The following is a 24,872-nucleotide window of genomic DNA, read 5'->3' on the forward strand; positions in this document are numbered from 1 at the left end:
GGTCGATCCTTCATGGCCGTGAGTGCGCGGCCGAAAATCGTTACAGGCTCAACCAAGCATCGACCCGGTTCGACGGTTTGACAACCGGTCGGCCCATACATTTCGGTAAGGTACGGCGCGAAAGGTGAGCGCGGCTTTGCGCTGATGCGGGCCGCGACAGCTTGCGCGTGTTCCACTACGCCGGCACGTTCACCAGCTGCTCGAGCGTCGCAAGCCTGGCGCGGGCGAGCTTGCGGATCGGCTTTTGGAAACCCTCTTCGCCGGTTTCGACGACGAAGACCAATGTCTTGAAGTCCAGCATGAACTCGTCGATGGCCCGCGTGGTCTGTTCGGACCTGTCCTTGAACCGGCGCAGCAAAGCGTTCGCCTCATCGATATCGTCGACACCGGCACTGTCGATCAGTGCTTCGAGCTTCTGAAAACAATCCAATCGCAATTCCTCCCGCCGCGCCACCAAACTTGCCGTCAGCCGAAAAGTTCCATCGGGCCCGAAGATTTGTCGCCGGTTGTCAGCAGATGCACGCGCCCCGCGTTGACGCCCTGCCGCCCGGGCCTAAATTCGAGGCCTTGCGAAGAGGAGCTTTTCATGGAAACCCAGGAATTGCATCGCGGCCGGCTCATCGACCACCTCCAACTCGTGGTCCGGGATCTCCCCGCCAGCCGGCGTTTCTACGAGGCGCTCTTCCAGGCGCTTGGTGTCCCGATCGGCGGCACCGGCGAGGATTATTTCTGGGCCGACGAATTGTTCGTCTCCAGCGCCGACAGCCGGGCGGCACTGGGAAAGCTGACCGGCCGGCATCATCTGGCCTTCCAGGCCAGGGATCACGCCATGGTCGATGCCTTCTACGAAGCCGGGTTGGCGGCCGGCGGCACGGACAATGGCGCGCCGGGCGAGCGGCCCTATCATCCCGGCTATTATGCCGCCTTCCTGCTCGACCCGGACGGCAACAACATCGAGGCCGTCCACCACGGTCCGGCCAACCGGAGTGCGGCCTCCGTGAAGATCACATTCTAGGTGCACTCGGCCGGCTGGCGCCACCGCGCCAGGCGAGGCCGGGTGATTCCCATGCCGCATTCCGCGTGGTTTGGAAATCGGACGCCGGGCCGGCGAATCCGATCGGATTCTTGACCTGGGCGGCACTGAAATTGTCCTGCAAGGTATGGATGTCGCCGTCTCTGGACAAGAGGCAAATCGGTCCCATACGGTGCGGCTTCAGGGAAGACGCGTGCGCGGGAAAGGCCGGTTGCTCGTTGAAAAAGAACGTCTTCTCATCGGTCGACCTGCCGCCGCATCTCGACGACCGCGCGCGCTTCGCGCTCTGGCAGGACATCCATGTCGCGGAGATATGGTCGGTCGAATACGCCATCTCCGGAAACGTGCCGTTCCAGGCGGATATCGAAGCCACCGCCATCGGCCCGCTGGTGCTGGGGCGGCGGATGGCCGGGACGATCAGGCATGCCAGCCGCAGGACACGCAACATCGCCGATGACGGCCGCGACGGCTATCTGCTGCTGGTCAACGACGGCGACACCAGGCTGAGCGGTGTGCAGGCCGGTCGCGACTACGGCATAGGCAGGGGCGAAGGCGCGCTGGTCTCGGCTTCGGAAGCGCTGGAAATGACAGGTGGCGACCGTAATGTCTGGACCAATGTCGTGGTGCCTCGCGAAATCCTGGAAAATGCCTTCGCCCATGTCGAGGATCGCCTGGCGCTGACCATCGGCGCCGACAATGAAGCGCTCGACATGCTCAAGCGCTATTGCGGCTTCCTGGAAGCGGGACCGGCATTGCTCTCGCCCGATCTTGTCGCCCACGCCACCGAGACGATCGTCGACCTGATCGGGCTGGCGACGGGCGCCAAGGGCGAGATCGCCGAGCTGGCGGGCGTGCGCGGCCTGCGCGCGGCAAGGCTGCAGGCCATCCTGCAGAAGATGCGGGACAACTTCGCCGATCCCGCCATCTCGGCCCAGCACATCGCCCAGCATTTGCGGCTTTCCGCGCGCTATGTCCATGATCTCCTGCAGGAGACGGGCTCCAGTTTCGCCGAGCACATTCTCGAACTGCGCCTGCAGAGGGCCCATCGCATGCTGCGCGACCGGCGCAACGACCGCATGCGGGTCAGCGAGATCGCGCTGTTGAGCGGCTTTTCCGACGTCTCCTATTTCAACCGCTGTTTTCGCCGTCGCTTCGGCTCGACGCCGAGTGGCGCCAGGAGCGATTCATTGCTTCATTGAATCGCTGACCGCTCTACAGCAGGTCGCGGCGTGGGCGGTGTTCGGACGCTATGAATTCGAGCGGAGGAAGTTCGAAACGTCTACCCAGGACATCAGGGCCAACAAGTTCGTCATCGGGCTGCGCGCCAGCTTCGGCAGCGACTCCCTCTTAGACGAGGACCGCAACGGGGCGACCATGGACACCTACTGGCCGGCTTCGGTGATCAACACGAAGTAGGATGGCGGCACGGCTGGAAGGCGCTGCCATGATCGCATCGCAATTGGCTGCATGACTGGAGGCAATTCATTCCGGCCAGCACAAGCGATGACAGCCCATGCCCGAGAATTATCGCGGTGACGCCCGGCAAACCGGCAGCCTCCGCACCGCCCGCCTGCTGCTGCGCCAGCCGGCGGCGGACGATCTTGCGTTCGTGACGCGGCTGTTCGCCCGGCCGGAACTGGTCGCGCATCGGCCCGATCCCAGCCCCGACACGGCGCGGCAAAGCACCGACCGGCTGCTGCGCGACATCGGCCATTGGCGCGAGCATGGATTTGGGCGCTGGGCGATCGAGACCGACGGCGCGCCGGTCGGCTTCGGCGGCGTCACGGTGTCCAAGGAATTCGAGGGGCTCAATCTGTCCTATCATCTGCACCCCGAAAGCTGGGGGCATGGCTATGCCACCGAGGTGGTCCGCGCGGCGCTGGCTTTCGCCTTCGACGACCTGCATGCCGAACGGGTCATAGGACTGGTGCGGACGGCCAATGCCGCCTCGCGACGCGTCCTGGAAAAATGCGGCTTTCGCTTCGAAGGCGAGGTGATGCTGCACGGCGCGCCGACCAATCTCCTCGCTGTCGAAAGAAGGCGGAAGATGGATCGGCTGCCCGAGGAGTCCGCATGAGTTCACCGCCTGAAGTCGTGCCGTTTTTCAGTCAGTGGGAGACGCCCGACATGACGCTGGCGGTGCTCGCCGATGGCGCCGACGCCGCGTTACGGCGGGATCCGCTGTGGCAGGGATCGGGCGCCGGCACGCTCGACGAATACGCGGTCTGGGCCGCCAATGTCTGCGGCATGGCGTGTCTCAAGATGATCCTGGCGACGCGTGGCCAGGTCGTGCCGACGATCGAGCTGGCAAGGCGGTGCACCGGATATGGCGGCTATGTCGTCAATGAAGGCTCGATCAAGGGCCTGATCTACGCGCCCTTCGTTACCTTCGTGAAGCAGGAATTCGGCATCGAGGCCGAGGTGATGACCAATGTCGCGGCAACCGACATTCCGGCGATCCTGGCGGGGTCGCGCTTCTTCATCGCTTCGGTCAGCAGTTCGATCCGCTGGCCGGAGCGCGAGCCGCCGTCGAAGGGCGGTCATCTGGTGCTGGTCACGGCGGCGTCGCACGACGGTTTTCGCTTTCACAACCCATCCGGCCATACCAGCGCCACACAAGCAAACGCAGTGTTGGCGCCAGCCGATTTCGATCGTTTCTTCGCCAATCGCGGCATTGCCGTCAGCATTTGATTTTCGACAGTTGAGGGATTTCGATGACCGGAAAGATCAGGGTTGCCATCCTCTATGGCGGTCGCTCGGCCGAGCATGACGTGTCGCGGCTGTCGGCGGCCAATGTGCTGAAGGCGATCGACCGGAGCCGCTACGAGGTGGTGCCGATCGCCATTTCCAGGGACGGCAGATGGCTGCTTCAGCAGCCGACGTCAGAGGCCGCAGGCGAAGGGGCAGGGGCTCCAGTGTCGGAGGACGGCGTGGAGGTCGCCCTGCTGCCCGGCGGCAAGGGCCGGCTGATCTCAGCGTCGCACGAGGCAACCGACCTGACGCCGGTCGATGTCGTCTTTCCCGTGCTGCACGGTCCGTTCGGCGAGGACGGCTCGGTGCAGGGCTATGCCGAGGTTGCCGATGTCGCCTATGTCGGCTGCGGCATCCTCGCCTCGGCCGCCGCCATGGACAAGGACGTCGCCAAGCGACTGCTGCGCGAGGCCGGCCTTGCCGTCGCCCGCTCGGTCACCGCGCTTAGAGGCGATGTCGGTTCGTTCCAGGAAATCGCCGGGGCGCTTGGGCTGCCTTTCTTCGCCAAGCCGGCGCGCCAGGGCTCGTCCTTCGGAGTGAGCAAGGTGGACGACAGGGATGGCTTCACAGAGGCCGTCGAAACGGCTTTCCGCTTTGACGGCAAGGTGCTGATCGAGGAGTTCGTCGAGGGCCGCGAGATCGAGTGCTCGGTGTTGCAACGGGCCGATGGCTCGCTGACGGTTTCGCTGCCCGGGGAGATCATCCCGGCCGGCAAGCATGGCTTCTACACCTATGAGGCCAAATATCTCGATGCGGACGGCGCGGTGGTCAAAGTGCCCGCCGACGTCCCCGCCGCGATCGCCGACAGAGCGCGGGACATGGCGGGGCAAGCCTTCAAGGCGCTGGGCTGCGAGGCGATGGCGCGCGTCGACTTCTTCCTGCGCGCCGACGGCTCCCTGCTGATCAACGAGGTCAATACGCTGCCCGGCTTCACCGACATCTCGATGTACGCCAAGGCGCTGGCGGCGAACGGCATCGGCTACAGCGAGGTCATCGACGCGCTGATCGAGCACGCGCTGGCGAGGCATGCGATGCGCACAGTCTGAAGTCTTCGCCGATCGAGATACAAGCCAGGATGATCCCGGTGTTCGGATCTTTGCGCTCCGAGCGCCTACCGATCGACCATCGCCATGCCGCGCTCGGTGTAGCGCGGGCCGGAGATTTTTCCCGGCGCCAGGGCATCGTCGAGCGCGGCCATTTCGGCGGCGTCGAGTTTCAATGACGCGGCGGCGACGTTTTCCTCCAAATATCTGATCCGCTTGGTGCCAGGGATGGGCACGATGTCGACGCCAAAGCCGTTGCCCTTCTCCAGCAGCCAGGCCAGCGCGACTTGGCCGGGCTTGACGCCGCGGGCCGTGGCGATATCGCGCACCTTGGCCGCCGCGTCGACATTGGCGTCGTAGTTTTCGCCCTGGTAGCGCGGGTCGTTGCGGCGGTAGTCGCCCTCGGCGTAGTCCTCCGCGCGCTTGACCTCGCCGGTGAGAAAACCGCGGCCGAGTGGCGAGAACGGCACCAGGCCAATGCCGAGTTGCCCGAGCAGCGGGATGATCTCCGGCTCCAGATTGCGCTCCCAGAGCGAATATTCGCTCTGCAACGCCGACACCGGATGCACGGCGTGCGCCCGGCGGATGTTGGCGGCACCTGCCTCCGACAGGCCGAAGAACCGCACCTTGCCTTGGTCGACCAGCTCGCCGACAGCGCCCGCGACATCCTCCAGCGGCACCGCGGGGTCGACGCGGTGCTGGTAGAGCAGGTCGATATGATCGGTGGCGAGACGGCCGAGCGAGGCTTCCACGACCTCGCGAATATGCCCGGGCCGGCTATCGACCCCCACCTGTTTACCATTTTCGATGAGGAAGCCGAACTTGGTGGCGAGGGTCACCTTGTCGCGCTTGCCCTTCAACGCCCGGCCGAGCAGGGCCTCGTTGGTGTACGGGCCATAGACCTCGGCGGTGTCGAGGAACGTGCAGCCGAGTTCGATGGCGCGATGCAGCGTGGCGATGGATTCGGCTTCGTCAGCCGGGCCGTAGGACTGGCTCATGCCCATGCAGCCGAGACCAATGGCCGAGACTTGCAGCCCCTGGCTGCCGAGCTTGCGTGTGTTGAGGGTCATGGGTGAAGCTCCGAGAGGGAAGGAAGGAGATGACCAGGATCATATAAGGCGCTCGCTCAATTCCCACAGGGTGTTCGGCGCGGTCTCGACGGATAGCATCGGGCATGACGCTTTACGCGCCGGCTTCGCCATCAGCTCATCGGCGGCGTCGCGGTCACGCCGGGACCGCTCGGCCAAGTCTGACTATAAGCGCACCGTGCTCACATATTTGAAGCGACGTCGCGGGAGGAGGGCGGCTTTGGCTATTGCATCGAGGCCGATCGACCAAGATCGGGCGGGAGGTTGGCACTCTCCTTGCCATTCTCGACGCCATCGTTTCCAGGCCAAGCTAGTCCATTGGACCAAGCATCGAATTCGATTGCCGCTCCAATCAATTGGGCAGCCTGCAGGACCAGATGCTCAATGTCCTCGAGGGCGACATTCTCTGCCAGATTCCTGATCCTGATCCTTTCCGCCACCACAGACACGTTGATGATGCCCACTGTCTTGAATGCGGTGCAGACGGTCGAATAGACGTCTTCACGCAGCATGGTGGAATAGTCGTATCGCATCGAAACCTCCCAAAGCGAGTTGGTTTCCTCAAGTCTGCAAGATGCGCCCGATATCGGGGCCTGGCAAGTTAAAACTGAAAAATCCGTAAACAAAATCAGGTAGTTAGTAGAGTTATGCGAATACGCAACCTGCGCTCGATCCTCATCGTTGATACAACGCTGCATTCGCTCATTGCCCACACTTGACGTACGATGAGGGAATTCCTAACTGTAAGTGGAATGAGATAGTTACTAACTCGGCAAATCTCGCGCGGGGAGGCGCACATGGAACTGGAACGCCCGGAACGATTGCAGGTCATGTTGACCCAGGATGAACTGGCAGCGCTGGAAAATTGGCGTTTCGACAAGCGGATGCCCAGCCGTTCGGCGGCGGTGCGCGAGTTGCTGCGCCGTGGTCTTGCCTCCGACGGCTTCCTGACGGCGGAGATGGGCGCCAAGTCGCAGGAGTTCGGCGTGCTCATGCCCAGTGGCGACGGCAAGGCGCCGCCGGAACAGGCGGAGTGAAACGGGATAAAGTTGTCCATTCTCGCGCCTGCGATTGCCTTGACCGGTTTGCGCCTTATCTGATTGGGAGAAGATGCAATTGCGGATGGCGATGAACGACATTGACGGCAGCGACAGACAGGGGGCGACTGCCGACGCCAGGCTCGCGGCAATTGTCGATTCCTCCTTCGATGCCATCATCAGCAAGGACCTGAACAGCATCATCCAAAGCTGGAACCAGGCGGCGGAACGCATGTTCGGCTACACCGCCGAGGAGGCGATCGGCCAATCCATCCTGATGCTGATCCCCGATCACCTCAAGAACGAGGAGATCGAGATCATCAGCAAGATTCGCAGCGGCGACCGCGTGGCGAGCTTTGAGACGACGCGCAGGCGCAAGGATGGCGTGCCGATTTCCGTCTCGCTGACGATTTCGCCGATCAAGAACAGCAATGGCGAGATCGTCGGCGCCTCGCAAATCGCCCGCGATATTTCCACCGCGAAGGAGAGCGAGCGCCGCATCAGGCTGCTGATGCGCGAGGTCAACCATCGCGTCAAGAACCAGTTCGCGGTCATCCTGTCGATGGTCCGGGAGACCAGCAAACGTTCGAGCGATCCGCATGAGTTCGAGGAACTGATCCGCGCCCGTATCATGGCGCTGTCGCGCTCGCACGATCTGCTCGTCACCTCGGAATGGGCGGGCGCGAGTCTGTTCGACCTGATCCAGGAACATCTCAAGCCTTTTGGCCGCGAGGAGCAGATCCTGCTTTCCGGCCCGGTCCTGACGCTGCAGTCGAATGCGGTGCAGAACCTTGGCATGGCCTTCCACGAACTGGGCACGAACTCGTCCAAATATGGCGCGCTGGGCAGCGAAGGCGGCCGGGTGGAGATCACCTGGACAATCGACTCCGGGGCGCAAGACCCCGGCTCAGCGGGCGAGCGTGAATTCCAGTTGACCTGGGAGGAGACGTCGACGCCGCATCCCGGCGACCGGCGGGACCAGACCACGCGCAAGGGGTTCGGCACCGTCGTGCTGCAGCGCGTGGCGCCGCAGTCGCTAGGCGGCTCCGCCATTCTGGAGCGGTCGCCCGGCCATCTCAAATGGCGGCTGAGCGCGCCCTTGGCATCCATCATCGTGGCGCACGCCGGCAGTGAGGCCGACGACGTTTCGCCGGGTTTCGGCATCTAGGATAAATCTGCCGGTCTGGAACGCCGCCCAAATCCGTGCCCAAAATCGTATCAGCTCGACCTACTCGACCAGGATATGCGCCTCGCGCGCGGCCTCGACAAAAGCCTCCCTGGCGATGTCGGGGGGCACGTCGCCGCTCGTTGCCCGGCGGCAGGCGCGCAGCGCGGACTGATGTTTCAGGCTGCCGGCATCGCGCCAATGTGTCGTCAGCAATTCGATGGCCTGTTGTGTGTTGGACAGGTTGCGGGTGGCTCCGGTAACGCCGACCGAAACCACGACGGGCTTGGAGAACCACGCGGTTTGCATTGGAACCTGGACCCTGTTGCAGGCATGGAACGCGTTTGGCCGCGCGAGGTTTCATCGCGCCGATCACTGTAGCGTGAACTCTCCGGGCATCTCGCGGCGAAACAATGTCTAGAGGATGTTGGTCGTCACTTCGACGATGATCGCGGCGCCTTCCAGTCCGCCGTTGGGAACATGCACGACACGCGAGACCCTGAGATCCTGCGGGCTTCCGTCGACCGACAGGGAAACCGTCTCGCCAATGCGCGGCACAGCCTGGAAAGTGGCGTTGGTCGCGTCAGGCCGGTTGTCGATGGATATGCGGCAATTGACGGTCATGGGAATGTCTCCTGTGTCTGGCCATGCCGGCCGTTAACGCCGGGTCCCTGAAATGGTTTCAGGAGGGTCGGGCCAAACCCGAGAGCCCGTCGATGTCTGGCTGGTTCGCCAGCTGGCGACCTTGTCGACGCCGCGGCGGCTTCGGCATCCGGGCTTGTAGTTGCTGCCGGGCTTCTAGTTGCTGGCTCTCGGAACGAAGTAGTTGGTGGTGACCGCATCGCTGCCGACTCCGCGCGTGACTTGAACCGCGGCGTAGCCTTCCGGTGGAATCGAGCCGGTCGCCGTCTGGTCGATCTGCTTGCATCGACCGATCATTTCGCCGTTCGGCCACGGTGCCAATCTGACTTCAAGTGCCGCCTGGCATTCTTCCATCGATGGGTAGACGGCCGGGCGCGACTCCGTGGGCCGACAGAGCGATGCGCTGCATGAAAGCATAATCATCACCGCCGCGGTTGCCGGGTCCATGGAATTCTCCTGTTGGCAGAATGAACGCGCAATAGGCCGCGAGGTTTCATGCTGATCAGGACCGAGCGCTCGCGATGGCTAGACCGATTGCAGGTTCCGGGCATTCGGCTGCGTTTAACGTTTGCAATCGAAACAACTTGGTTCCCGCTCATGGAAGCGGTCGACCCTCAATCAGTAGGTCTGATTTGTCGAGAAGCCAGGGGGCTGGGAAGAGTCAAGGACGAGATCTGACAGCGCCACTCACGTTCTACAAAGGCCCAGCGCTTCGGTCCGGGCCTTTTGGGTAGAGGAAATGTTGGGAACGTTAAAGGCCAAACGAGGATATCGTCCAACCGTTGTCGTAGCCAAGACGCGGCTTAGCATGCGTTGCGTCAGTCTGGGTTGATGTGGCGGTTCCCGTTGCGGTGCAGTCCAATTTTGCCGCCACTGCCGCCTTGATCGACAGACGAGCACATGCCTTGTCAGCGGTGACTCTTGCCTTTTTTCCATGCGCCGCAGCGACACTCGACCCGGCGAGGACTAGCGCCAGGCAAACAAAGGCGATCTTCATCAGGATCTCCTATTTTAGTATCGGCGAATTTAAAGTTAACGTAACGTTAACTTGCCGTCAATCGCGAGCGAGGTCCTGGGCGGAAGCCACCTTCCTCCTGCCCGGCAGGATCACGGCCGGTTCTTACCTGTCCCGGATTGTGTCCGAATTGATGGGAGAGGATCGGGAGCGACCCGACCAGATTCCGTTCACGCTAGGTTGATTGAGATCATCTGCTTGGTTCCCGCTCATGGGCTCGAACCACGATTCACGCCTTCAAAGGGCGCTGTCCTACCATTAGACGAAGCGGGAGAAGCAGGACGTTATGGCGCCCAGGCAGCTTGCGGTCAATTCGGGAAATTGTTGACCGGCTCTTCGCAGCGATAGACCGGGCAGTCGCCGTCGCGGGACGGGACATAGGCCGACATCGGCACTTCAGGCCAGTCGCACTCGTTGCCGAACTGCCTGACATAGCGGTCATAGGTGTTGGCGCCGGTGGTCAGCACCACGGCACGGTGGCTCTGGATCATGGCCCGGATCTCGCCGCAGTTCATGGAGCGGCTGTCGGGCCGGGCATCGGCCAGACCGGTCGCCGCGAGCACGACGCCCATGGCCGTCAACAGGGTCGGAATACGAGCGGACATGGAGGTTCTCTTTGGTTTGACACGATTGCGCGCGCGGCCGGTCCGGATTCGCGCTGGAATGACCGCATCCATTGTCGCACACAACCCGCATCGTGTCCGTTGGTTCCGCGACAGGCCGTGCGGCGTGCGCCTTCGGGCGCGGCGCCGGCGGCCGCGCAACCAAATCGGGCGTCGCGCATTGCTGGGCATGGACGGCAGGAAGCCTTACGAAACACCGCAATGGCGGCCCGGAAACGAGGGCCGTGAGGCGATGTGCTGTTCCTTCTGCGGCGGCCGAGACCATGGTTTCGAGGAGTGTCCGCGAAGAGCCGATCCTTTCCGGCCTGGTGAACCCGACGGCGAGTCTACATCGGAGGAATCAGCCGGCTGATCCGAGGTGGCCGTGGCGGTGGCTAACCGGCCCCCGCCTTGACCTTGCCGAAGAAATCGATCAGCGCGGCAGCCGTTTGCCCGGGCGCTTCTTCGGGAAAGAAATGTCCGCCTGACATCGCGTGGCCACGCACGTCGTCAGCCCAGTTCCGCCATAGCGCCAGCGGTCCGCCTTCGCCGGCATACCATTCGGCGAGCGCGCCTTGCCCGCTCCACAAGGCCAGAACCGGGCAGGCGATGCGTCGGCCGGCGGCCTTGTCCGCCCGGTCGTGTTCACGGTCGAGCGTTGCCGCCGCCCGGTATTCCTCGCAGATCGCGTGGATATGGGCGGGATCGCGCAAGGCATCGATATAGGCTTGGCGGATGCCGGCGGGAAAGACATCGGGCGACGAACCCCAGCCGCCCAGCGCATTGTCGATGATGGCATCGGCGGCGCCCGCCAGCATCTTTTCCGGCAAGGGCTCGGGCTGCGCCAGCAACGACCACGGCCAGTAGCCGAGGGCCAGCCGGGCATCGGCCCGGTCCCAGGCGTCGGCCGTGGGCACGATGTCGAGCACGGCGAGTTTCTCGATACGATCTGGATGATCGAGCGCCAGGCGGTAGGCGACACGCCCGCCGCGGTCATGGCCGGCGACCATGAAGGAGGTAAAGCCGAGTTCCGCCATCATCGCCACCATGTCGGACGCCATGGCCCGCTTGGCATAGGGCGCATGATCGGCGCTCGATGCCGGGCAGGCGCTGCGGCCATAGCCGCGCAGGTCGGCGCATATGACGGTGAAACGCTCGGCGAGCACCGGCGCAATATCGCGCCACATCAGATGGGTTTGCGGAAAGCCGTGCAACAAAAGCACCGCCGGTCCGCCACCCGCGCTGCGCACGAAGATGTCGGCGTCCCCGATGTCGACGTCCATGGCTTGGAAATGCTCGAACATGGCCGGCCTCCGGCACAGGCAACGGTTGGAGAACGGGGTTGGTTGCAGCGCCTTTTGCGCAAGCGACGGCTATTTGCGCCGCCGACAAGTGGTCCCGGCTGAGCCGGGCGCCACGCTGATCGTGCTGATCGTGGTAGGGCTTCTGCACCGGCTCGAACCCAGGCAGAGCTTTCGGAAGAGGGCGACAAGAAAGCCGCACCGGCTCCAACGGCCGCTCCCGCGAACAGGCCTCTCTTCGCCAACCCCTGGGGCCAACCCTTGGAGCCAACCCTTGGAGCCAACCCTTGGAGCCAACCCTTGGGGCCAACCCTTGGGGCCAACCTTTTGGGCCGACGGGCGTTGTCCCCATGAAGGGAAAGGCCGCCGCGGGCGGCCATTCAACGAAGGAGGCCGAGATGAAACCCCTCGCCATTGCGTCATGCGCCGCGATGCTGGCCCTGGCGGTGCCGGCTATGGCACAGACGGCTCAGCAGGCGCCGGACCAGCAGGCCGACAAGTGCCGGGCACAAACGGATCAGGGCGGCAAGCAGCAGCCCGGCGGCGGCGGCCTGAGCGAAAAGCTCAACGATTGCGGCGGCGTGTTGAAGCCGCCGGCCACTGGCGATCAGGGCATGGCCGCGCCGGCGCCCGACGAAGGCAAGACGCCGATAATCAAGCCGGGCGAAGTGCCGCCCCAGCCCCCGAAGCAGTAGAGCTTGTCAGGCAACATTGCCATCGCGGCAGCGGAACCTCGCAGATCAGGAGACGTTTCTATGGCAAAACCGGATCCGGGAAGGATGAGAATGTGAAAGATATTGCCAGGATCGCTACGTTGCTTGTCTCTATTGCCGCCGTGATCGTCCTGATGCTGATGGCGCCGAAGAGCGTCGGCTTCGAGAGTTCCCACCCGATCGTGGACGGTGATCTGCCCACACAATGATCGAAGCTGGGATCGAACCCAGTTCTGCGAAGCAGGCGAGTACGCCTGCTTTTTGTGGGCTTGCTTGACTTACCTGACCAGAAGGCCGGCGTGCTCGCACAGCGCGGTGAAGTCCTCCTGCGCCTGCGCCGCGCTTTCATCGTTCTCCAGCGCCGACTCGATCTTTTCGCGCGCGGCCTGGTAGAAAGGGCCGCGCTTGGCCTGTGGCCAGTCGATCAGGATTTCACTGGCGTCTTGAAGCGTGGCCACCTCACGGATCGTGTCCGAGCCATGCGGCTTGACTCGCAGCGGTGTCGACAGCATCAAATCGGCCATTGTTTTTCCCGCTATTGGAGGATGCGCGCCTCGCGCGCGGCGTCGATCATCGCCCGCATCGCCTTTTCCGGCGGCGCCCAGCCATCCAGCGCATCGCGGCAGCTGCGCAGTGCCGCCCTGTAACGCCGGCCTCGGCCGGCCGGCCAATCACCGAGGCATTCCAGCCCCTCCCAGGCGCTGCGCACCACGCGCTCCCGCCCGTGGAAGAACTTCAAGCGGATCGGTCGGGGAAACATCTTGTCGTTCAACGGTCGTCTCCATGAATCGTGCATGTCGGCCAAGACCCGGGCAGGACCATGCACAGAGGAAGCGGCGGATAACGTCGCCGCCAGGGCAGGGTTCCAAGCCCGAACGATCAATTTTCAATCTGCTTTCAGTCGCGCGCGGCGGCGTCCGACAACTGCCTGGGCACGGGCAAATCCGCGCCCTGCGCCTGTGGCCGGTCATGCTCGAACTGCTCGGCGTCGGGCAAGGCATGCAGCCAGGGTTCGCGCCGGCCGGTCCACAATTCATATTGCGGTGCCAGGTCCGTCGGTGCGACGTCGAGGCTGCCGAGCATCACCTCGGCCTCGTTGTCGTCGACCCAGGCGAGGCGGCTGCCGCAGGTCGGGCAAAAGCTGCGTGTGCCGTAGCTGGCCACTTCGCCCGATGTCTCGAAGGCATCGCGCGGCCAGATGGCAAAGGCCGAATAGACCGAACCGCCCGCCTTGCGGCAGTCCTTGCAGTGGCAAAGACCAACCCGCGACGGCTGGCCGGTGACGACGAACTGCACGCCGCCGCACAGGCAGCTACCGGTCCTGCGTGTTGTCTCGGACATGGTTGCGCCCTCCGTTTTCGCCTGCATGGCTTTGTCAGTTTGGCATGCCACGAGCCGACAGATGTTCGTCCGCCATTTCGTTGGCCAGGATGAGGACCCGGGAAAACGACATCCTGTTCAGCTTACCGCCGGGCCCCGTTGACGCGGCCCACGGCATCCCCAACGCGACGCCGGCGAAATGGTTGCCGCCTCGCGGCCCTTTCTATCCGCGCGCGGCCATGTGGTTGTCGAGCTTCTTGCGGGAAGGACCGTAGCGCTTGATGATGGTCTGGGCCTCGCTCTGCGGAATGCCGTATTTGCGCGCGAAGTCGGCGACCTCGTAAGTCTCCTCGCTCGAGACCAGCTTGCGGTCCTGTTTGGTCTTCGATTTGTCGTCGGGCATGTCGGGCCTCACTTTCTGTAAGCCGCATGGTCGCGCGGACGCCTAGCCTAGATGTCGCGGTCAGACATAACACGGATCGGCCATGCTGGTTCCATGGCGGGTGGCGGTGACCGCCAGCCCTTACCGCCGGCCCGGTTCAGGCCGATGGAGGGGCCGGGTCGGCGCTGTGGCTGTCGGTCGCGCCGCATTCGGCGCAGGGCGCGCTGGCGCCGGTGCAGCCGCGGTAATGCGTGCCGGCGGGACAGCAAAGGCCGTTGGAACTCGTCCAGCGCGGGCACTGGAAAACCTGTCCGGTGCCGCCGCAGCCATCGCACTCCAGAACCGGTGACCTGACCAGATAGGACTTCGTCCCCAAGCTGATACTTGCGCCCAAACTCAACCCGCCCAAAATTACTGCACAGGACACGCCGTGCATTAGCCCCGGCTAACGATATCACGTTGCTGGTTACGGACAAGTTTCAGCATCGTTAATCGTTCGTGAACGCCTGGCGCGTGTCGCGGCGGCCGGCAAACCGGGAGGAAAATCGCGGGTCCATGAAAAATCGCTGGCCATGAAAAATCACTGGCAGATGTCGGATCCGCGCTCGGCGGCGCGTCCTTGGGGCTGATGAAACTGGAGGAATACAACCATGTCTCAAATCGCAGAATCGCCGTGGCAGACCGCGGCCCTTCTCGTTGCCCGCGTGATCTTCGCCGCCGTCTTCCTGATGGCGGTGACCTTCAAGTTCATGGGCATGGAGGCCACGGCAGGCTATATCGCGGCCGCCGGTTTCCCGTTCCCGCTCTTCCTCGCCTGGTGCGCGGCGATCCTGGAGGTGGCGCTGGTGCTGTGTTTGCTCAGCGGCGCCTTCTTTTCGCAGGCCGCCCTGGTCGCCGCCGTCTATGTGCTGTTCCTGGCCTTTGCCTTCCACGGACCCAGCCATTGGACCGGCAACCAGGCCGAGTTCGGCTTCTTCGTCGACCATTTCTCGTTCCTGGCCGGACTGCTGTTCGCGGCGGTCCACGGACCGGGAAGGATTCTGGCGCTGAACCTGGGATGGCCGGGCAGGGCGTAGGCCCGCCCGGGGCAGGGCATGACGCTCGCCGGGGCAGGGCGTAAGGAGGGCCTTACATCTGATCGTTATAAGGCTCCTTCATCTGGCCGACCATGCGGGCCAGCTTCGAAAAGGACGGCATGTCCGCCTCCGGCTGGCACTGGTTGGCGAGTTCCAGTAGCCGGATCGGAAAATTGACGGCGTCGCGGCTCGACGCCGACATGCCTCCGGACCGCTCCTCGCCGGTTTCCGAGGCCTCGGCCTTGCGCAGGGCGATATCGATCTCCTCCGATGTGAGCACCCCCTTTTTGACCAGGACATGGTTGATCGAGGCGACGGCCATCAGCAGGCCTTCGAGTTGCAGGTTGGCGACATTCATGGATTGCTCCCTCCATTGATCGCAGTGGAAACGCGTCAGCGGCGTTTCCGATCCCAGGACGCCGGTCGGCCGGAAGCGTCTACTCCTGCGTCAGGCGCTCGCCATATTCGCGCCACAGCGCCCTGACCTCCAGGCTGCCGAGGCGCGGGATCGAAGGGTCGCCGCAGTCTATGGCAACGGTGCCGATGTCGTAGTTGGGGTAAGCGTGGGCGACGAAGCGGATCGCTTCGCCAAGCGAGTGCACCCGGATGATCGGATCCGCCTGGCCCTGGCCAGTGCTGCGCACACCGGAAACCGTAGCCGGAGCGTGCCGCATCCTGAAGACGGATGCCATGGCTGGTCTGTCCATCGTCCTCTCCACAAGGCCGTGCGACGGGAATCATTCCATGAGCTGGCGCTGATGATTTCACAGGAACCGGCTGATGAAAAGCCGGGTGGATGTCAGGGCCGGCGTCATGCTCTTTCGGTCGAATGTGAATTTTTTCCTAGAAACGCGTTGACCCGGTGAGGGCAGCCATGCTACATATTCGTCCATGGTGCTGATTTGCGCCAACGACCCGCCACCAAGGCGGGTTTTTTTGGCCTGCTATTTTCCGTACTTCGAGACGTCCCGGTCGTCAGTCGAAGGTTAAGATCGGGATTCGCTTGACGACCTGAAAAACCGGTTCCTTGGCCGACAAGACATCAAGGCATGTCCAGCCGGTCAAGAAGCGATAGTGTGTCGCCGGGTGCTGCGTGAACTTCCACGTCTCCGACTGTGTCTTCTCAAAGGTAGCTCCTTCGACCCGATATGCGAAGTGGTGGGGAACGAGACCTTCCTTGGGCGCGCCCTCATTCTCGGTATTCAGGGGCATTTCATCGAGAATGCGGATGATCACCGAATGATTGGCGAACAGCACACGCAAGACATTGTGTTCGTCGCCGGGGATTGTGAAGTCCGCGACGACCGTGTCATCTGTCCAGCGCAATTCGCGCAGGTCGCTTTGGACGCAATCTATTTCCGGGGTCACGCTGATAGGATGGTATCGAGGCAATTGGTGCTTTCTATCCGGGCTTTGCACTTGGCCATGGCGACGCAGCCTTTGTGACTGAACCCTATTTTGCGAACCTTCAAGAGACAATCCCATGGCACGCTACGCCACCATCATCACCGGCGATGACGGCCTTGAGGTCGTCAGCGCCATCGGCGAATTCGAGGGCGCGGGACCGCAGGCGCGGCTCGGCCGTGTCGAGCAAGTGGCGCCCGGCGTGCTGATCGGCATGGTGCGGGACGAGGCCGGCGGGTTCAACTTTCCGCTGGCAGGCATCGACAGCCGCGCTGTCGGTCTTGTCATAGCCAGGCTCAAGGCGCGGGCCAATGCTGCAAAACCATCAAGCGCTGCAAAACCTGCCGGAAGGCCGAAGCGCGCCAAGCGGGCCGGGAAGAAGTCCGCTCGCTCGAAGAAGGCGGTCCGGCAAACCAGATCGGCGTCGCCGAAGGCGGCGGCCGGCGATGCCCTGGGGTAAGCCGATGGCCGACGAAACCGATGCCGAGCCGTCGCGCGCCAAGGTAAGGTCGGCGAGGCGCAAACCCGCCAGCCCGGCAGCCGCGAAGAGACCTCGCCCGAAGCGGATGAAGAAGACACTGGGCGATGATTTCCTCGCCGCCGTGCGCGCCGATTTTCGCGCCCACGGCGCCGGCGTCCTCGCCGAGGTGCGGGCCGACAAGCCGGACCAATATCTGAAGATCGTGCTTTCGGTGCTGCCCAAGGACATCGATGTCGCCATCAACCAACTGGACATGCTCTCGGATATATTGTTCGAGGTGATCGTGCGGAAGTTCAGGCCAGCTGGGGAGGAATGATTCTGGGCCTTGCCTGGCGTTGAGAATCTGCGGCTCGGTCGAGCCAAAGCCCGCCTTGGCTCGCGCCGGGGCGGGCTTTTTTGCGTTTGTGGCTTCTGAGGTGGCCCAAGGCGCGTTTGAATGGAACGAGGCGACGCGCGCTCAGTCTTCATCTTCATGCCTGACGTTCTCCCGGTGCCCGGCGGGCTTGCGTGACATGCCTCAGGCCAGAATGTTGACGGCTCGAGCCGCGACAAGCGCGATCGTCAGCAGTGAGATCATGGCCTCGCCCATCATGAGCAGCTTGGCGCGTTGGGAGAGCGGCAACGTGTCGGTCGGCGAAAACGCCGTCGCATTGGTGAAGGCGAGGAAGAAATAGTCGACGAAGCCCGGCAGCCAGTCGCGGATTTCGCGGTCGCTCAAGGTCATTTGCGGAAACAGGAAATCGGCATGGGCGCGTGTGACGAGGCCGCAGGTCGGCGGCCCGCCGCGGTCGGTGCTCCAGAACCACAAGGCGAAGACGATGACGTTGGTTATCCAGATGTTGAGCGCGTCGACCAGCAGCGTCTGACCGCTGGAGCCGGCGTGGCCGGCCAGCAAGGCACGCACCAGGAACACCAGGGAGCCGCAGTTCATGACGCTGACGACGCCGGTCATCACCAGAGCCGTCCTGCGGATCATGACGCGAAACCGGCCAACCAGATACCAGTGCTCCTCCTCGACCGCTTTCTGGGTGGCGGCCTGCGTCCAGGCGGTGGCCACGGACAGGGGTACGAGCAGGGCTGCCTCCAGCGTAGGCGCCAGCCAGCGGGGGCCGAACGAAAGATCGTTGATCACCAGAAGCTGCAGGCAGATGATGACGAGAACCGCCGCGCGCGCCAGCCAGAAGTCGAGCGCGCGGTGGTGGATGACGGCATGCTGGTGACGCATCGAGTATCCGGGATGTTCAAGTGGAATCAGCGTGCGGGCTGTTCTGCCCAGTAAGGGCAGTGAGAGGCCGAAATTCCCGCTCAATCTTGGCCTTGCAATGACCTGCAAGTATACTTTTTGGTAAGCTTTGATGTTGGGGCTGTTCGGCAAACCAGGCGATGTGGTCTAAGCGCCGCATGGCGGGAATTGACGACTCCATCGATCGTTGGGTGCCGGCAGGGCTGCCTGCCGTTGGGCTGGATTCGTCGTCCGTCTGGTCCGCCCTGCTTCGGCACCCCTGGTATCTGCTGGCGCTTTTGTGCCTGATGCAGATCCTGTGCTGGACTGTGGTGCCAGCACTCATCGATCCCGCGCCGCCCGGCGATGTCGTGGAAGGTTTCATGTGGGGCCGCGAGTGGGTGCTTTTGACCTACAAGCATCCGCAGCTCCCCGGCTGGCTGCTCGAGACCAGCCATCTTCTGACCGGATCGTTCCGCTGGCCGCAATATCTGCTCTCCCAACTGACGATCTCGGCCACCTTCGTCCTGGTCTATCTGCTGGCCCGCGACATGCTCGGACAACGCCGCGCGCTGGCTGCCGTGCTTTTGATGCCATCGATCTATTTCTTCGGCTGGCCAACCCCGCAATTCAATCACGACTATGCGCAGATGCCGTTCTGGGCCGCGATCTGCTGGCTGTTGTGGCGCGCCGGCCGCGGCGGTGGGCCAGGCTGGTGGCTGGCGCTCGGACTGGTGTCGGGCATCGGGCTCTACGCCAAGTTCTCCACCGGCCTGCTGCTTGCCTTCGGCGGCCTCTGGCTGCTCTACGAGCCGCGCGCGCGGAGCCGGCTGGCGACACCCTGGCCATGGCTTGGCCTGGCCGTTTTTCTCGCGGTCGCCGCGCCGCTGGCCGTCGCACTCTACCGCATGGATTTCCTGCCGCTAACCTATTTCGCCGACCGCGACGCTTGGGTGAGCGAACACCGTGCGCGCCTCTACTATATCGGTGTCCAACTGGCCGGGTTCTGCGGCTTGCTCCTAGTGCTGGCGATATCAGGGCTGCTGCGGCGCACGCCTGCTCCGCAAGAGCCCGTCGAGCGCGCTACGCTGGTCTATCTCACGTGGATGGGGCTTGGCCCGGCGACGCTGATCATGGTCGCCTCATTGTTCACCGGCGCCGGCGAAGCCTGGGGCGCGCCGATGTACAATCTTGTCGGCGTGGTGGTGCTCGCCTTCCTCGGCCACCGGCTCAGTGCCCTTGAGATGCGAAGGCTGGCGGTCTGCGCGTTCATCTGCATCGTCACCATGTCGGGCGCCTATGCGGCCATCCGCTGGACGAACTGCAATGTGCGCGGACGCATGGACGCCGTCTGCTGGCCGGCGCAGCCGATCTCGGACGAGGCAGAGGCAATCTGGCACGCGGCGGCGCCTGGCCGGCTCGACATCGTCGGTGGCGACACCAATCTCGCCATGCTGGCGGGCCTCAGTGCCTATGACAAGCCGTCGATCTTCACCGACCTCGATATGCGGTTCGCACCCTGGATCTCGAGGCAGCGGTTGCGCGACCATGGCATGCTGATGGTTTGGCGGGGTCCCGGCGTGCCGTCATGGCTGCGGGCATGGTTGGGCAACATCCCGGTCAAGACCGTTCTTTTCAACTGGTCGCGCGCGGCGCCGCCGGTGGCGATCAGTTTTGCCGCCATTCCGCCTGGTACGCGATATCTGCCGGTTGCCGCCAGCAGCCGGACCAGGCATCCGCGCATCTGAGCGGCGTCATGCAACCCATTCCCTTTGAGGCGTCTTTCACGGGTGCAACCGAATGGCCGCTCTGGACGAAGCAGGCGACAATGCCCATTTACGGGAATATCCGAATTTGTTGTCGCGCAATTCCCGATTGAAAGCCGCTACAGTTTCCCCGGGATTGCCTTTTGAGGAGACCTTACATGGCGACTTCGAGCGAACGTGCAGTGCTTGCCGGTGGCTGCTTCTGGGGTATGCAGGATCTGATCCGGCGCTTCCCGGGCGTCCTCGCCACGCGTGTCGGCTACAGCGGCGGCGACGTGCCTAATGCCACCTATCGCAATCATGGCACGCATGCCGAAGCCATCGAGATCACGTTCGATCCGGCGAAAATCAGCTTCCGCCAGCTTCTGGAATTCTTCTTCCAGATCCACGATCCGACGACGCGCAACCGCCAGGGCAACGATGTCGGCATGAGCTATCGCTCGGCCATCTACTACACCAGCGAGGAGCAGAAGCGCGTGGCGGAGGACACCATCGCCGATGTCGATGCCTCCGGCCTGTGGCCCGGCAAGGTCGTCACCGAACTCGCGCCGGCCGGAGCGTTCTGGGAGGCCGAGCCGGAGCACCAGGATTATCTGGAGAGATATCCCAATGGCTACACCTGCCATTTCGTCAGGCCAGGCTGGAAGCTGCCGGTCCGCGAAAAGGCAGTTTCATGAGTTTTTTGGCAGTTGGCAGGTATAAGCGCCCACCGATTGCCGCAAGACCATATCAATCGCGGCTGTCAACGTCGTCCGGTGGTTGACAGTTCGAATCGGCGCGAGCCGCCGGCCGGTCGTGACGGATACTAAAACCAATGCGCATGGAAAGCGCGGAACTTGCGTCCGCGCTTTCCATGCCGCGAAACTACTTACCGCAGGTCTTGTCGTTCACGGTCGGCGCAGTCGCGTTGCCATTGGCATCCGTCTGCGCGCCCTGCGGATTGGTCGGGCAATTCTGATCCGCGTTGGAATTCATGTCTCCCGGCATGATGGTTATGCTGTTGGTTGCGCCCGGATCGATTGTATTGGGCGAAGCCGGGGTACTTGGGTCTACGGTGACCGACTTGCCGCTGCCGCCCGACCCATCCGCGCCGGCCGCGCTATTGCTTTGCGCCATGGCGGATGTTGCAAGGGCAATGGTGAAGGCCGAAGCCGCGAGGATTTTCGTGAGCATGGCTTGTCTCCATTCTGTGAATTCGTCGCCGGAGCGGTTCACAGGCTTCACGGAAGCAACTGACCGCTCTATCTTTTTGTTTTGACGCATTCCGGCAGGAAAACCGCTTCGCACTTTTCCTGCGATTGCGTCTGGCGACTGGTGGGACAACCTCTCGGCATCGCGAAGGTTCCAGACAGATTTCCGAGCCGGCGGGCACCCGATTGCCGCCACGCTGGCGCAATGCTTTTGTCGCAGCTTGCTGAAAAAATAGCTTTCCCAACCGATCGAATGGTGCTTTAACGCCGCCATCCACAGGGGTGCTCCGTACGGTCGGGGCTGAGACGGGGGCGGCAAGCCCACAGACCCTAGAAGCTGATCTGGGTAATACCAGCGGAGCGAGGCGGGCGATGTTTTCAGGCGCACAGGTTTCCCTATATCCCATGGCCGACGATTTTGTCGGCGTCATCCTGGGCGCGCTCGGCGCGCTCGATCCGTATCGCGACAGGCTCAGGATCGAGACCGACGATATCTCGACCCTGCTGGTCGGCCCCCCAGAGGTGTTGTTCCCGGCGCTGCGCGACCTCTTCGTGGCTGCGTCCGGCAGCGGCAAGCATTGCGTGCTGTCGGCCACCATTTCGCGTGGCTGCCCAGGTGAGCCGGACGATCCGATCTGCCGCTCCGACACGTTCGGCGGACCTGCCGGGCCACTCGGCCCGCGCAAGCAAGCCGCCATTGCCGCCGTGCGCGGTGCGCCCGCCACCGGCCAGCCAGCGGCGGCGCAGTTCTCGCTCTATGTGATGGGCACGGACGACCACATGGACGAGATTTATGGCTGCATCGATTTCCTGAAGCAGTCCGGCGTCTACGATCGCTCCAAGAATTTCTGCACCAAGTTGCGCGGCGATGCCGGAGCGATCTTCTCGGCGCTCGACGAAGCCTTCTGCCGCTTCGGGCCAGGCGCAGGTCACGTAACCCTCGACGTCACGGTTTCGGCCAACAGTCCCACTGCCGTCTGAACCGCTCGCGCCGACGCGCGAGCGCCGTCAAGGTCATCCTCTCGTGGTTTCATCGTCATTCAACCCGCGTCACCTCGCGGGCTTCTTCGCCCAGGCAGCGCCGGCCGTGATATCGATCGGTCTGGTGTTCGTGGCGTGGGAACTCTACGCAAACCATTCCGGCATCAAGCCGACGGTTCTGCCGCCGCCCTCGCGCGTCTTCGAACAGGCGGTGCTCAATCGTGACGCGCTGCTCGACAACGCCGTTCCCACCATCCGCGCCACGCTGATCGGTTTTGCCTGTTCGCTCAGTACCGCCTTCGCGCTATCGATGCTGGTCGACTTCTTCCAGCCTTTGCGGCGCGCGCTGTTTCCCGTGTTCATCGTCAGCCAGACCTTGCCGCTGGTCGCCATCGCGCCATTGGTGGTGCTGTGGTTCGGTTTCGGGCTGATGCCCAAGATCATGCTGGTGGCGCTGGTCACCTTCTTCCCGATGCTGGTGGCCCTGGTGCAGGGCTACGAGGCTACCGAGGTCGAGATCGGGCAGATGCTGCGCGCCATGGGAGCAGGGCGCTGGCGGGTCTTCATGCTGGCACGGTTGCCTTCGGCGCTGCCTTATTTCTTCGCTGGCCTCAGGATTTCCATCACCTACGCCGTCGTCGGCGCCATCTTCGCCGAATATGCGGGCGCGGCCAAGGGGCTGGGCATCTACATGCTCAACGCCAAGAACAATTTCCGTCCCGACCTGGTGCTCGCCGCCGTTGGCGTCAGCGCAGCGCTCACCCTCGTCCTGTTCGGGCTGACGGTGCTGCTGCAGCGTCTTGCCATGCCCTGGGAACGAGCCGCTGGAAAAGGCCCGCAAGCATGAGCCGGCTCGAATTGCGGCACATGCGCAAGGCCTTTGGCGGGCTCGAAGTGCTCGCCGACATTTCGCTGCGCGTGGATGCCGGCGAATTCGTCTCCATCCTTGGGCCCTCGGGTGCCGGCAAGTCGACGCTGTTCCAGCTTCTGACCGGCGCCGAGCATGGCGAGGGTGGGATGTTCTTCGACGGCGCGCCGCTCGACGATCATGGCAGGCATTTCGCCTTCATGCCGCAGCGCGACGCGCTGATGCCGTGGCGGCGCATCCTCGACAACACGACGCTTGGGCTCGAGGTGCAAGGCGTCAGCCGCAAGGCGGCGCAGACGCGGGTCGCGCCGCTGTTTGCCGAGTTCGGGCTTGCCGGCTTCGAGCGGCATTTCCCGGCGCAGCTTTCGGGCGGCATGCGCCAGCGCGCGGCGCTGCTGCGTACCGTGGTGCAGGAACGCGACATGTTGCTGCTCGACGAGCCGTTCGGCGCGCTCGATGCACTGACCCGCGCGGCCATGCAGCGCTGGCTCGAACAGATGTGGCGGCATCATCGCTGGACGGCGTTGCTGATCACCCATGATGTACGCGAAGCCGTGTTCCTATCCGACCGCATCTATGTGCTGTCCGCGCGGCCGGCCCGTGTCGTGCGCGAGATCAAGGTGCCACTGCCGCGCCCGCGCGATCCAACCAGCGCTGCCACACGGCAGGCCGGGGCACTCGAGGCCGAGATCCTCGATATTTTGCTCAACCTCCCGCCATCCAAAGGACATGATCATGACTGACTTGACGCGCAGGCAAGCTCTGCTGCTCACACTTGCCGGCAGCGTACCGCTGATCACCGGATCGAGCCGCTCCTTCGCGGCGACGCGGAAGGTGACCGTCGCCCTCGACTGGACGGTCAACACCAACCACATCGGGCTGTTCGTCGCGCGCGACAAGGGGTTTTATCGCGAGGCCGGTCTGGAGGTCGATATTGTGCCTTACAGCGACACCAGCGCCGGCACGCTTGTTGCCAACCGCGTCGCCGATTTCGGCATCAACGGCACCATTAGCCTGTTCACCCAGAAGACCGCCGGCGCCGACTTGAAGGCCGTCTATGCCGTCGTGCAGTCCGAAACAGGTCGGCTGGTGTTCAATGCGGCGCGCAGCGCGATCAAAAGCCCGAAGGATCTGGATGGCCTGACCTATGGCGGCTTTGGCAGTGCCTGGGAGAACGCGCTGATTTCGACCATCATCCGACATGATGGCGGCAAGGGCGATTTCGAGACGGTGACGCTCGGCACTTCCGCCTACGAGGCGCTGGCCAACGGTTCGGTCGACTTCACGCTCGAAGTATCGACCTGGGAGGGCGTCGAAGCCGAACTCAAAGGCGTCAAGCAGCGCAGCTTCGTCTACGCCGACTATGGCGTCCCCGACGAGCACACCACGCTCATCTCTTCGAGCGAAGCGTATCTCAAGGCAAACCCAGAACTGGCGTCGTCCTTCATCCAGGCAACGCGGCGCGGCTATCAGTTCGCGGTCGATCATCCAGAGGAAGCCGCCAGGCTGCTGATCGCGGCCAACAAGGACGCCCTGACCAATCCGGCGTTGATCCATGCCTCGTTGAAGACACTGATCGAGGGGCACTATCTGCGCGGACAAGACGGTGCCATCGGCATCATGAATCCGGCCAAGATGGAAGCGATCGGCTCCTATCTCCTCGCCACCGGCATCCTGCACGACGCCGATGGCAAGATTGTCGCGCAACGTCCGGATTTCGCGGGATATTTCAGCAACGGGTACCTCAGATAGGCACCGACGCGGAAACCGCGAAAAAGGTCGTATCGTCCGA

37 protein-coding genes, 1 tRNA gene and 1 riboswitch are annotated in these 24,872 nt (G+C 63.4%); of the genes, 19 read left to right on the forward strand and 19 right to left on the reverse strand.

Going from position 1 to position 24,872, the window contains the following annotated elements; translation table 11 throughout:
• Positions 1 to 175: 175 nt before the first annotated feature.
• The gene (locus FJ970_RS14305) at positions 176 to 430 is read right to left on the reverse strand and encodes a hypothetical protein (RefSeq protein WP_224593108.1); all 255 of its coding nucleotides are present in this window, start codon (positions 428 to 430) and stop codon (positions 176 to 178) included.
• A 156-nt stretch (positions 431 to 586) separates the two neighbouring features.
• Here FJ970_RS14305 and FJ970_RS14310 point away from each other — a divergent pair, with 156 nt between their 5' ends.
• The 6 genes from FJ970_RS14310 to FJ970_RS14335 all read left to right on the forward strand — a co-directional run bounded on the left by FJ970_RS14310 (position 587) and on the right by FJ970_RS14335 (position 4,830).
• Positions 587 to 1,015: a VOC family protein gene (locus FJ970_RS14310; RefSeq protein WP_140763509.1), complete on the forward strand. Its 429-nt coding sequence runs from the start codon at positions 587 to 589 to the stop codon at positions 1,013 to 1,015.
• Positions 1,016 to 1,251: 236 nt separating this feature from the next.
• Positions 1,252 to 2,232, forward strand: coding sequence for an AraC family transcriptional regulator (locus FJ970_RS14315; RefSeq protein WP_140763506.1), 981 nt, complete (start codon positions 1,252 to 1,254; stop codon positions 2,230 to 2,232).
• A gap of 37 nt (positions 2,233 to 2,269) precedes the next feature.
• The gene (locus tag FJ970_RS14320) at positions 2,270 to 2,449 is read left to right on the forward strand and encodes a hypothetical protein (protein ID WP_140763503.1); all 180 of its coding nucleotides are present in this window, start codon (positions 2,270 to 2,272) and stop codon (positions 2,447 to 2,449) included.
• Between the two features lie 97 nt (positions 2,450 to 2,546).
• Positions 2,547 to 3,110, forward strand: coding sequence for a GNAT family N-acetyltransferase (locus tag FJ970_RS14325; protein WP_140763500.1), 564 nt, complete (start codon positions 2,547 to 2,549; stop codon positions 3,108 to 3,110).
• Positions 3,107 to 3,724 (forward strand): C39 family peptidase, encoded by a 618-nt coding sequence (locus tag FJ970_RS14330; RefSeq protein ID WP_140763497.1) that lies wholly within the window; start codon positions 3,107 to 3,109, stop codon positions 3,722 to 3,724. Before FJ970_RS14325 ends, FJ970_RS14330 begins: the two co-directional genes overlap by 4 nt.
• A 23-nt stretch (positions 3,725 to 3,747) precedes the next feature.
• Positions 3,748 to 4,830 carry a D-alanine--D-alanine ligase family protein gene (locus tag FJ970_RS14335; RefSeq protein ID WP_140763494.1) on the forward strand — a complete coding sequence of 361 codons (1,083 nt, stop codon included), beginning with the start codon at positions 3,748 to 3,750 and terminating at the stop codon, positions 4,828 to 4,830.
• A gap of 65 nt (positions 4,831 to 4,895) precedes the next feature.
• On the opposite strand, the gene FJ970_RS14340 is transcribed toward FJ970_RS14335, so the two are convergent.
• On the reverse strand, positions 4,896 to 5,897 hold the full coding sequence (locus FJ970_RS14340) for an aldo/keto reductase (RefSeq protein ID WP_140763491.1): 1,002 nt from the start codon (positions 5,895 to 5,897) through the stop codon (positions 4,896 to 4,898).
• 242 nt (positions 5,898 to 6,139) lie between these two features.
• Positions 6,140 to 6,448 (reverse strand): hypothetical protein, encoded by a 309-nt coding sequence (locus FJ970_RS14345; protein WP_140763488.1) that lies wholly within the window; start codon positions 6,446 to 6,448, stop codon positions 6,140 to 6,142.
• A 264-nt stretch (positions 6,449 to 6,712) separates the two neighbouring features.
• Here FJ970_RS14345 and FJ970_RS14350 point away from each other — a divergent pair, with 264 nt between their 5' ends.
• Both FJ970_RS14350 and FJ970_RS14355 read left to right on the forward strand, forming a co-directional pair.
• The gene (locus tag FJ970_RS14350) at positions 6,713 to 6,952 is read left to right on the forward strand and encodes a hypothetical protein (RefSeq protein ID WP_140763485.1); all 240 of its coding nucleotides are present in this window, start codon (positions 6,713 to 6,715) and stop codon (positions 6,950 to 6,952) included.
• Positions 6,953 to 7,043: 91 nt separating this feature from the next.
• Positions 7,044 to 8,120 (forward strand): sensor histidine kinase, encoded by a 1,077-nt coding sequence (locus FJ970_RS14355; protein WP_140763482.1) that lies wholly within the window; start codon positions 7,044 to 7,046, stop codon positions 8,118 to 8,120.
• Positions 8,121 to 8,180: 60 nt separating this feature from the next.
• On the opposite strand, the gene FJ970_RS14360 is transcribed toward FJ970_RS14355, so the two are convergent.
• The 7 genes from FJ970_RS14360 to FJ970_RS14390 form a co-directional block, all read right to left on the reverse strand.
• Complete coding sequence (locus tag FJ970_RS14360) at positions 8,181 to 8,426, reverse strand: DUF982 domain-containing protein (protein WP_140763479.1); 246 nt, start codon at positions 8,424 to 8,426, stop codon at positions 8,181 to 8,183.
• Between the two features lie 108 nt (positions 8,427 to 8,534).
• Positions 8,535 to 8,741 (reverse strand): hypothetical protein, encoded by a 207-nt coding sequence (locus FJ970_RS14365; protein WP_140763476.1) that lies wholly within the window; start codon positions 8,739 to 8,741, stop codon positions 8,535 to 8,537.
• A gap of 174 nt (positions 8,742 to 8,915) precedes the next feature.
• A complete protein-coding gene (locus FJ970_RS14370) occupies positions 8,916 to 9,206 on the reverse strand; it encodes a hypothetical protein (RefSeq protein WP_140763473.1) in 291 nt (96 codons plus the stop codon).
• 304 nt (positions 9,207 to 9,510) lie between these two features.
• Entirely contained in the window at positions 9,511 to 9,756 is a 246-nt protein-coding gene (locus tag FJ970_RS14375) for a hypothetical protein (RefSeq protein WP_140763471.1), read from the reverse strand.
• Between the two features lie 217 nt (positions 9,757 to 9,973).
• Positions 9,974 to 10,047, reverse strand: a tRNA-Gln gene (locus tag FJ970_RS14380).
• A 35-nt stretch (positions 10,048 to 10,082) separates the two neighbouring features.
• Positions 10,083 to 10,379 (reverse strand): hypothetical protein, encoded by a 297-nt coding sequence (locus FJ970_RS14385; protein WP_181178768.1) that lies wholly within the window; start codon positions 10,377 to 10,379, stop codon positions 10,083 to 10,085.
• 392 nt (positions 10,380 to 10,771) lie between these two features.
• On the reverse strand, positions 10,772 to 11,680 hold the full coding sequence (locus tag FJ970_RS14390) for an alpha/beta fold hydrolase (RefSeq protein ID WP_140763469.1): 909 nt from the start codon (positions 11,678 to 11,680) through the stop codon (positions 10,772 to 10,774).
• A 395-nt stretch (positions 11,681 to 12,075) separates the two neighbouring features.
• Here FJ970_RS14390 and FJ970_RS14395 point away from each other — a divergent pair, with 395 nt between their 5' ends.
• Both FJ970_RS14395 and FJ970_RS33610 read left to right on the forward strand, forming a co-directional pair.
• Positions 12,076 to 12,372, forward strand: a complete 297-nt coding sequence (locus FJ970_RS14395) for a hypothetical protein (RefSeq protein ID WP_140763539.1) — start codon at positions 12,076 to 12,078, stop codon at positions 12,370 to 12,372.
• Positions 12,373 to 12,464: 92 nt separating this feature from the next.
• Positions 12,465 to 12,599: a hypothetical protein gene (locus FJ970_RS33610; protein ID WP_263489072.1), complete on the forward strand. Its 135-nt coding sequence runs from the start codon at positions 12,465 to 12,467 to the stop codon at positions 12,597 to 12,599.
• Positions 12,600 to 12,668: 69 nt separating this feature from the next.
• Here FJ970_RS33610 and FJ970_RS14400 read toward each other — a convergent pair whose 3' ends face one another.
• The 4 genes from FJ970_RS14400 to FJ970_RS14415 form a co-directional block, all read right to left on the reverse strand.
• Complete coding sequence (locus FJ970_RS14400) at positions 12,669 to 12,914, reverse strand: DUF982 domain-containing protein (protein ID WP_140763466.1); 246 nt, start codon at positions 12,912 to 12,914, stop codon at positions 12,669 to 12,671.
• Positions 12,915 to 12,925: 11 nt separating this feature from the next.
• Positions 12,926 to 13,162, reverse strand: a complete 237-nt coding sequence (locus FJ970_RS14405) for a DUF982 domain-containing protein (protein WP_140763463.1) — start codon at positions 13,160 to 13,162, stop codon at positions 12,926 to 12,928.
• A gap of 125 nt (positions 13,163 to 13,287) precedes the next feature.
• A complete protein-coding gene (locus tag FJ970_RS14410; protein ID WP_140763460.1) occupies positions 13,288 to 13,731 on the reverse strand; it encodes a GFA family protein in 444 nt (147 codons plus the stop codon).
• Between the two features lie 202 nt (positions 13,732 to 13,933).
• Positions 13,934 to 14,113, reverse strand: a complete 180-nt coding sequence (locus FJ970_RS14415) for a DUF3606 domain-containing protein (protein ID WP_140763456.1) — start codon at positions 14,111 to 14,113, stop codon at positions 13,934 to 13,936.
• Between the two features lie 629 nt (positions 14,114 to 14,742).
• Between FJ970_RS14415 and FJ970_RS14420 the strand changes: the two genes are divergently transcribed.
• Positions 14,743 to 15,168, forward strand: coding sequence for a DoxX family protein (locus FJ970_RS14420; RefSeq protein WP_140763454.1), 426 nt, complete (start codon positions 14,743 to 14,745; stop codon positions 15,166 to 15,168).
• Positions 15,169 to 15,220: 52 nt separating this feature from the next.
• Here FJ970_RS14420 and FJ970_RS14425 read toward each other — a convergent pair whose 3' ends face one another.
• The 3 genes from FJ970_RS14425 to FJ970_RS14435 all read right to left on the reverse strand — a co-directional run bounded on the left by FJ970_RS14425 (position 15,221) and on the right by FJ970_RS14435 (position 16,653).
• Entirely contained in the window at positions 15,221 to 15,526 is a 306-nt protein-coding gene (locus FJ970_RS14425; RefSeq protein ID WP_127870393.1) for a hypothetical protein, read from the reverse strand.
• 79 nt (positions 15,527 to 15,605) lie between these two features.
• Positions 15,606 to 15,875, reverse strand: coding sequence for a hypothetical protein (locus FJ970_RS14430; protein ID WP_140763451.1), 270 nt, complete (start codon positions 15,873 to 15,875; stop codon positions 15,606 to 15,608).
• Between the two features lie 268 nt (positions 15,876 to 16,143).
• On the reverse strand, positions 16,144 to 16,653 hold the full coding sequence (locus tag FJ970_RS14435) for a hypothetical protein (protein WP_227792135.1): 510 nt from the start codon (positions 16,651 to 16,653) through the stop codon (positions 16,144 to 16,146).
• On the opposite strand from FJ970_RS14435, the gene FJ970_RS14440 reads away from it, so the two are divergent.
• Entirely contained in the window at positions 16,652 to 17,032 is a 381-nt protein-coding gene (locus FJ970_RS14440; protein ID WP_140763448.1) for a hypothetical protein, read from the forward strand. The two genes, FJ970_RS14435 and FJ970_RS14440, sit on opposite strands and share 2 nt — an antisense overlap.
• Before the next feature lie 4 nt (positions 17,033 to 17,036).
• Entirely contained in the window at positions 17,037 to 17,369 is a 333-nt protein-coding gene (locus FJ970_RS14445; protein WP_140763445.1) for a hypothetical protein, read from the forward strand.
• 201 nt (positions 17,370 to 17,570) lie between these two features.
• On the opposite strand, the gene FJ970_RS14450 is transcribed toward FJ970_RS14445, so the two are convergent.
• Entirely contained in the window at positions 17,571 to 18,278 is a 708-nt protein-coding gene (locus FJ970_RS14450; protein ID WP_140763442.1) for a hypothetical protein, read from the reverse strand.
• A 176-nt stretch (positions 18,279 to 18,454) separates the two neighbouring features.
• Here FJ970_RS14450 and FJ970_RS14455 point away from each other — a divergent pair, with 176 nt between their 5' ends.
• Both FJ970_RS14455 and msrA read left to right on the forward strand, forming a co-directional pair.
• Positions 18,455 to 20,023 (forward strand): glycosyltransferase family 39 protein, encoded by a 1,569-nt coding sequence (locus FJ970_RS14455; RefSeq protein ID WP_227792136.1) that lies wholly within the window; start codon positions 18,455 to 18,457, stop codon positions 20,021 to 20,023.
• 176 nt (positions 20,024 to 20,199) lie between these two features.
• Positions 20,200 to 20,718, forward strand: coding sequence for a peptide-methionine (S)-S-oxide reductase MsrA (gene msrA / locus FJ970_RS14460; protein WP_140763436.1), 519 nt, complete (start codon positions 20,200 to 20,202; stop codon positions 20,716 to 20,718).
• Between the two features lie 187 nt (positions 20,719 to 20,905).
• On the opposite strand, the gene FJ970_RS33795 is transcribed toward msrA, so the two are convergent.
• On the reverse strand, positions 20,906 to 21,505 hold the full coding sequence (locus FJ970_RS33795; RefSeq protein WP_321575742.1) for a hypothetical protein: 600 nt from the start codon (positions 21,503 to 21,505) through the stop codon (positions 20,906 to 20,908).
• Positions 21,500 to 21,613, forward strand: a riboswitch (TPP riboswitch). Its footprint overlaps the gene before it by 6 nt.
• Between FJ970_RS33795 and FJ970_RS14470 the strand changes: the two genes are divergently transcribed.
• From FJ970_RS14470 to FJ970_RS14485, 4 genes are all read left to right on the forward strand, one after another.
• On the forward strand, positions 21,604 to 22,212 hold the full coding sequence (locus tag FJ970_RS14470; protein ID WP_140763433.1) for a YkoF family thiamine/hydroxymethylpyrimidine-binding protein: 609 nt from the start codon (positions 21,604 to 21,606) through the stop codon (positions 22,210 to 22,212). It overlaps the preceding riboswitch by 10 nt.
• 43 nt (positions 22,213 to 22,255) lie before the next feature.
• The gene (locus FJ970_RS14475) at positions 22,256 to 23,059 is read left to right on the forward strand and encodes an ABC transporter permease (RefSeq protein WP_181178767.1); all 804 of its coding nucleotides are present in this window, start codon (positions 22,256 to 22,258) and stop codon (positions 23,057 to 23,059) included.
• Positions 23,056 to 23,823, forward strand: a complete 768-nt coding sequence (locus FJ970_RS14480) for an ABC transporter ATP-binding protein (RefSeq protein ID WP_140763430.1) — start codon at positions 23,056 to 23,058, stop codon at positions 23,821 to 23,823. The genes FJ970_RS14475 and FJ970_RS14480 overlap by 4 nt, the downstream gene beginning before the upstream one ends.
• A complete protein-coding gene (locus tag FJ970_RS14485) occupies positions 23,816 to 24,832 on the forward strand; it encodes an ABC transporter substrate-binding protein (protein WP_140763427.1) in 1,017 nt (338 codons plus the stop codon). Before FJ970_RS14480 ends, FJ970_RS14485 begins: the two co-directional genes overlap by 8 nt.
• Positions 24,833 to 24,872 lie beyond the last annotated feature (40 nt).

This window comes from Mesorhizobium sp. B2-1-8, from assembly GCF_006442545.2.
Taxonomy (GTDB): domain Bacteria; phylum Pseudomonadota; class Alphaproteobacteria; order Rhizobiales; family Rhizobiaceae; genus Mesorhizobium.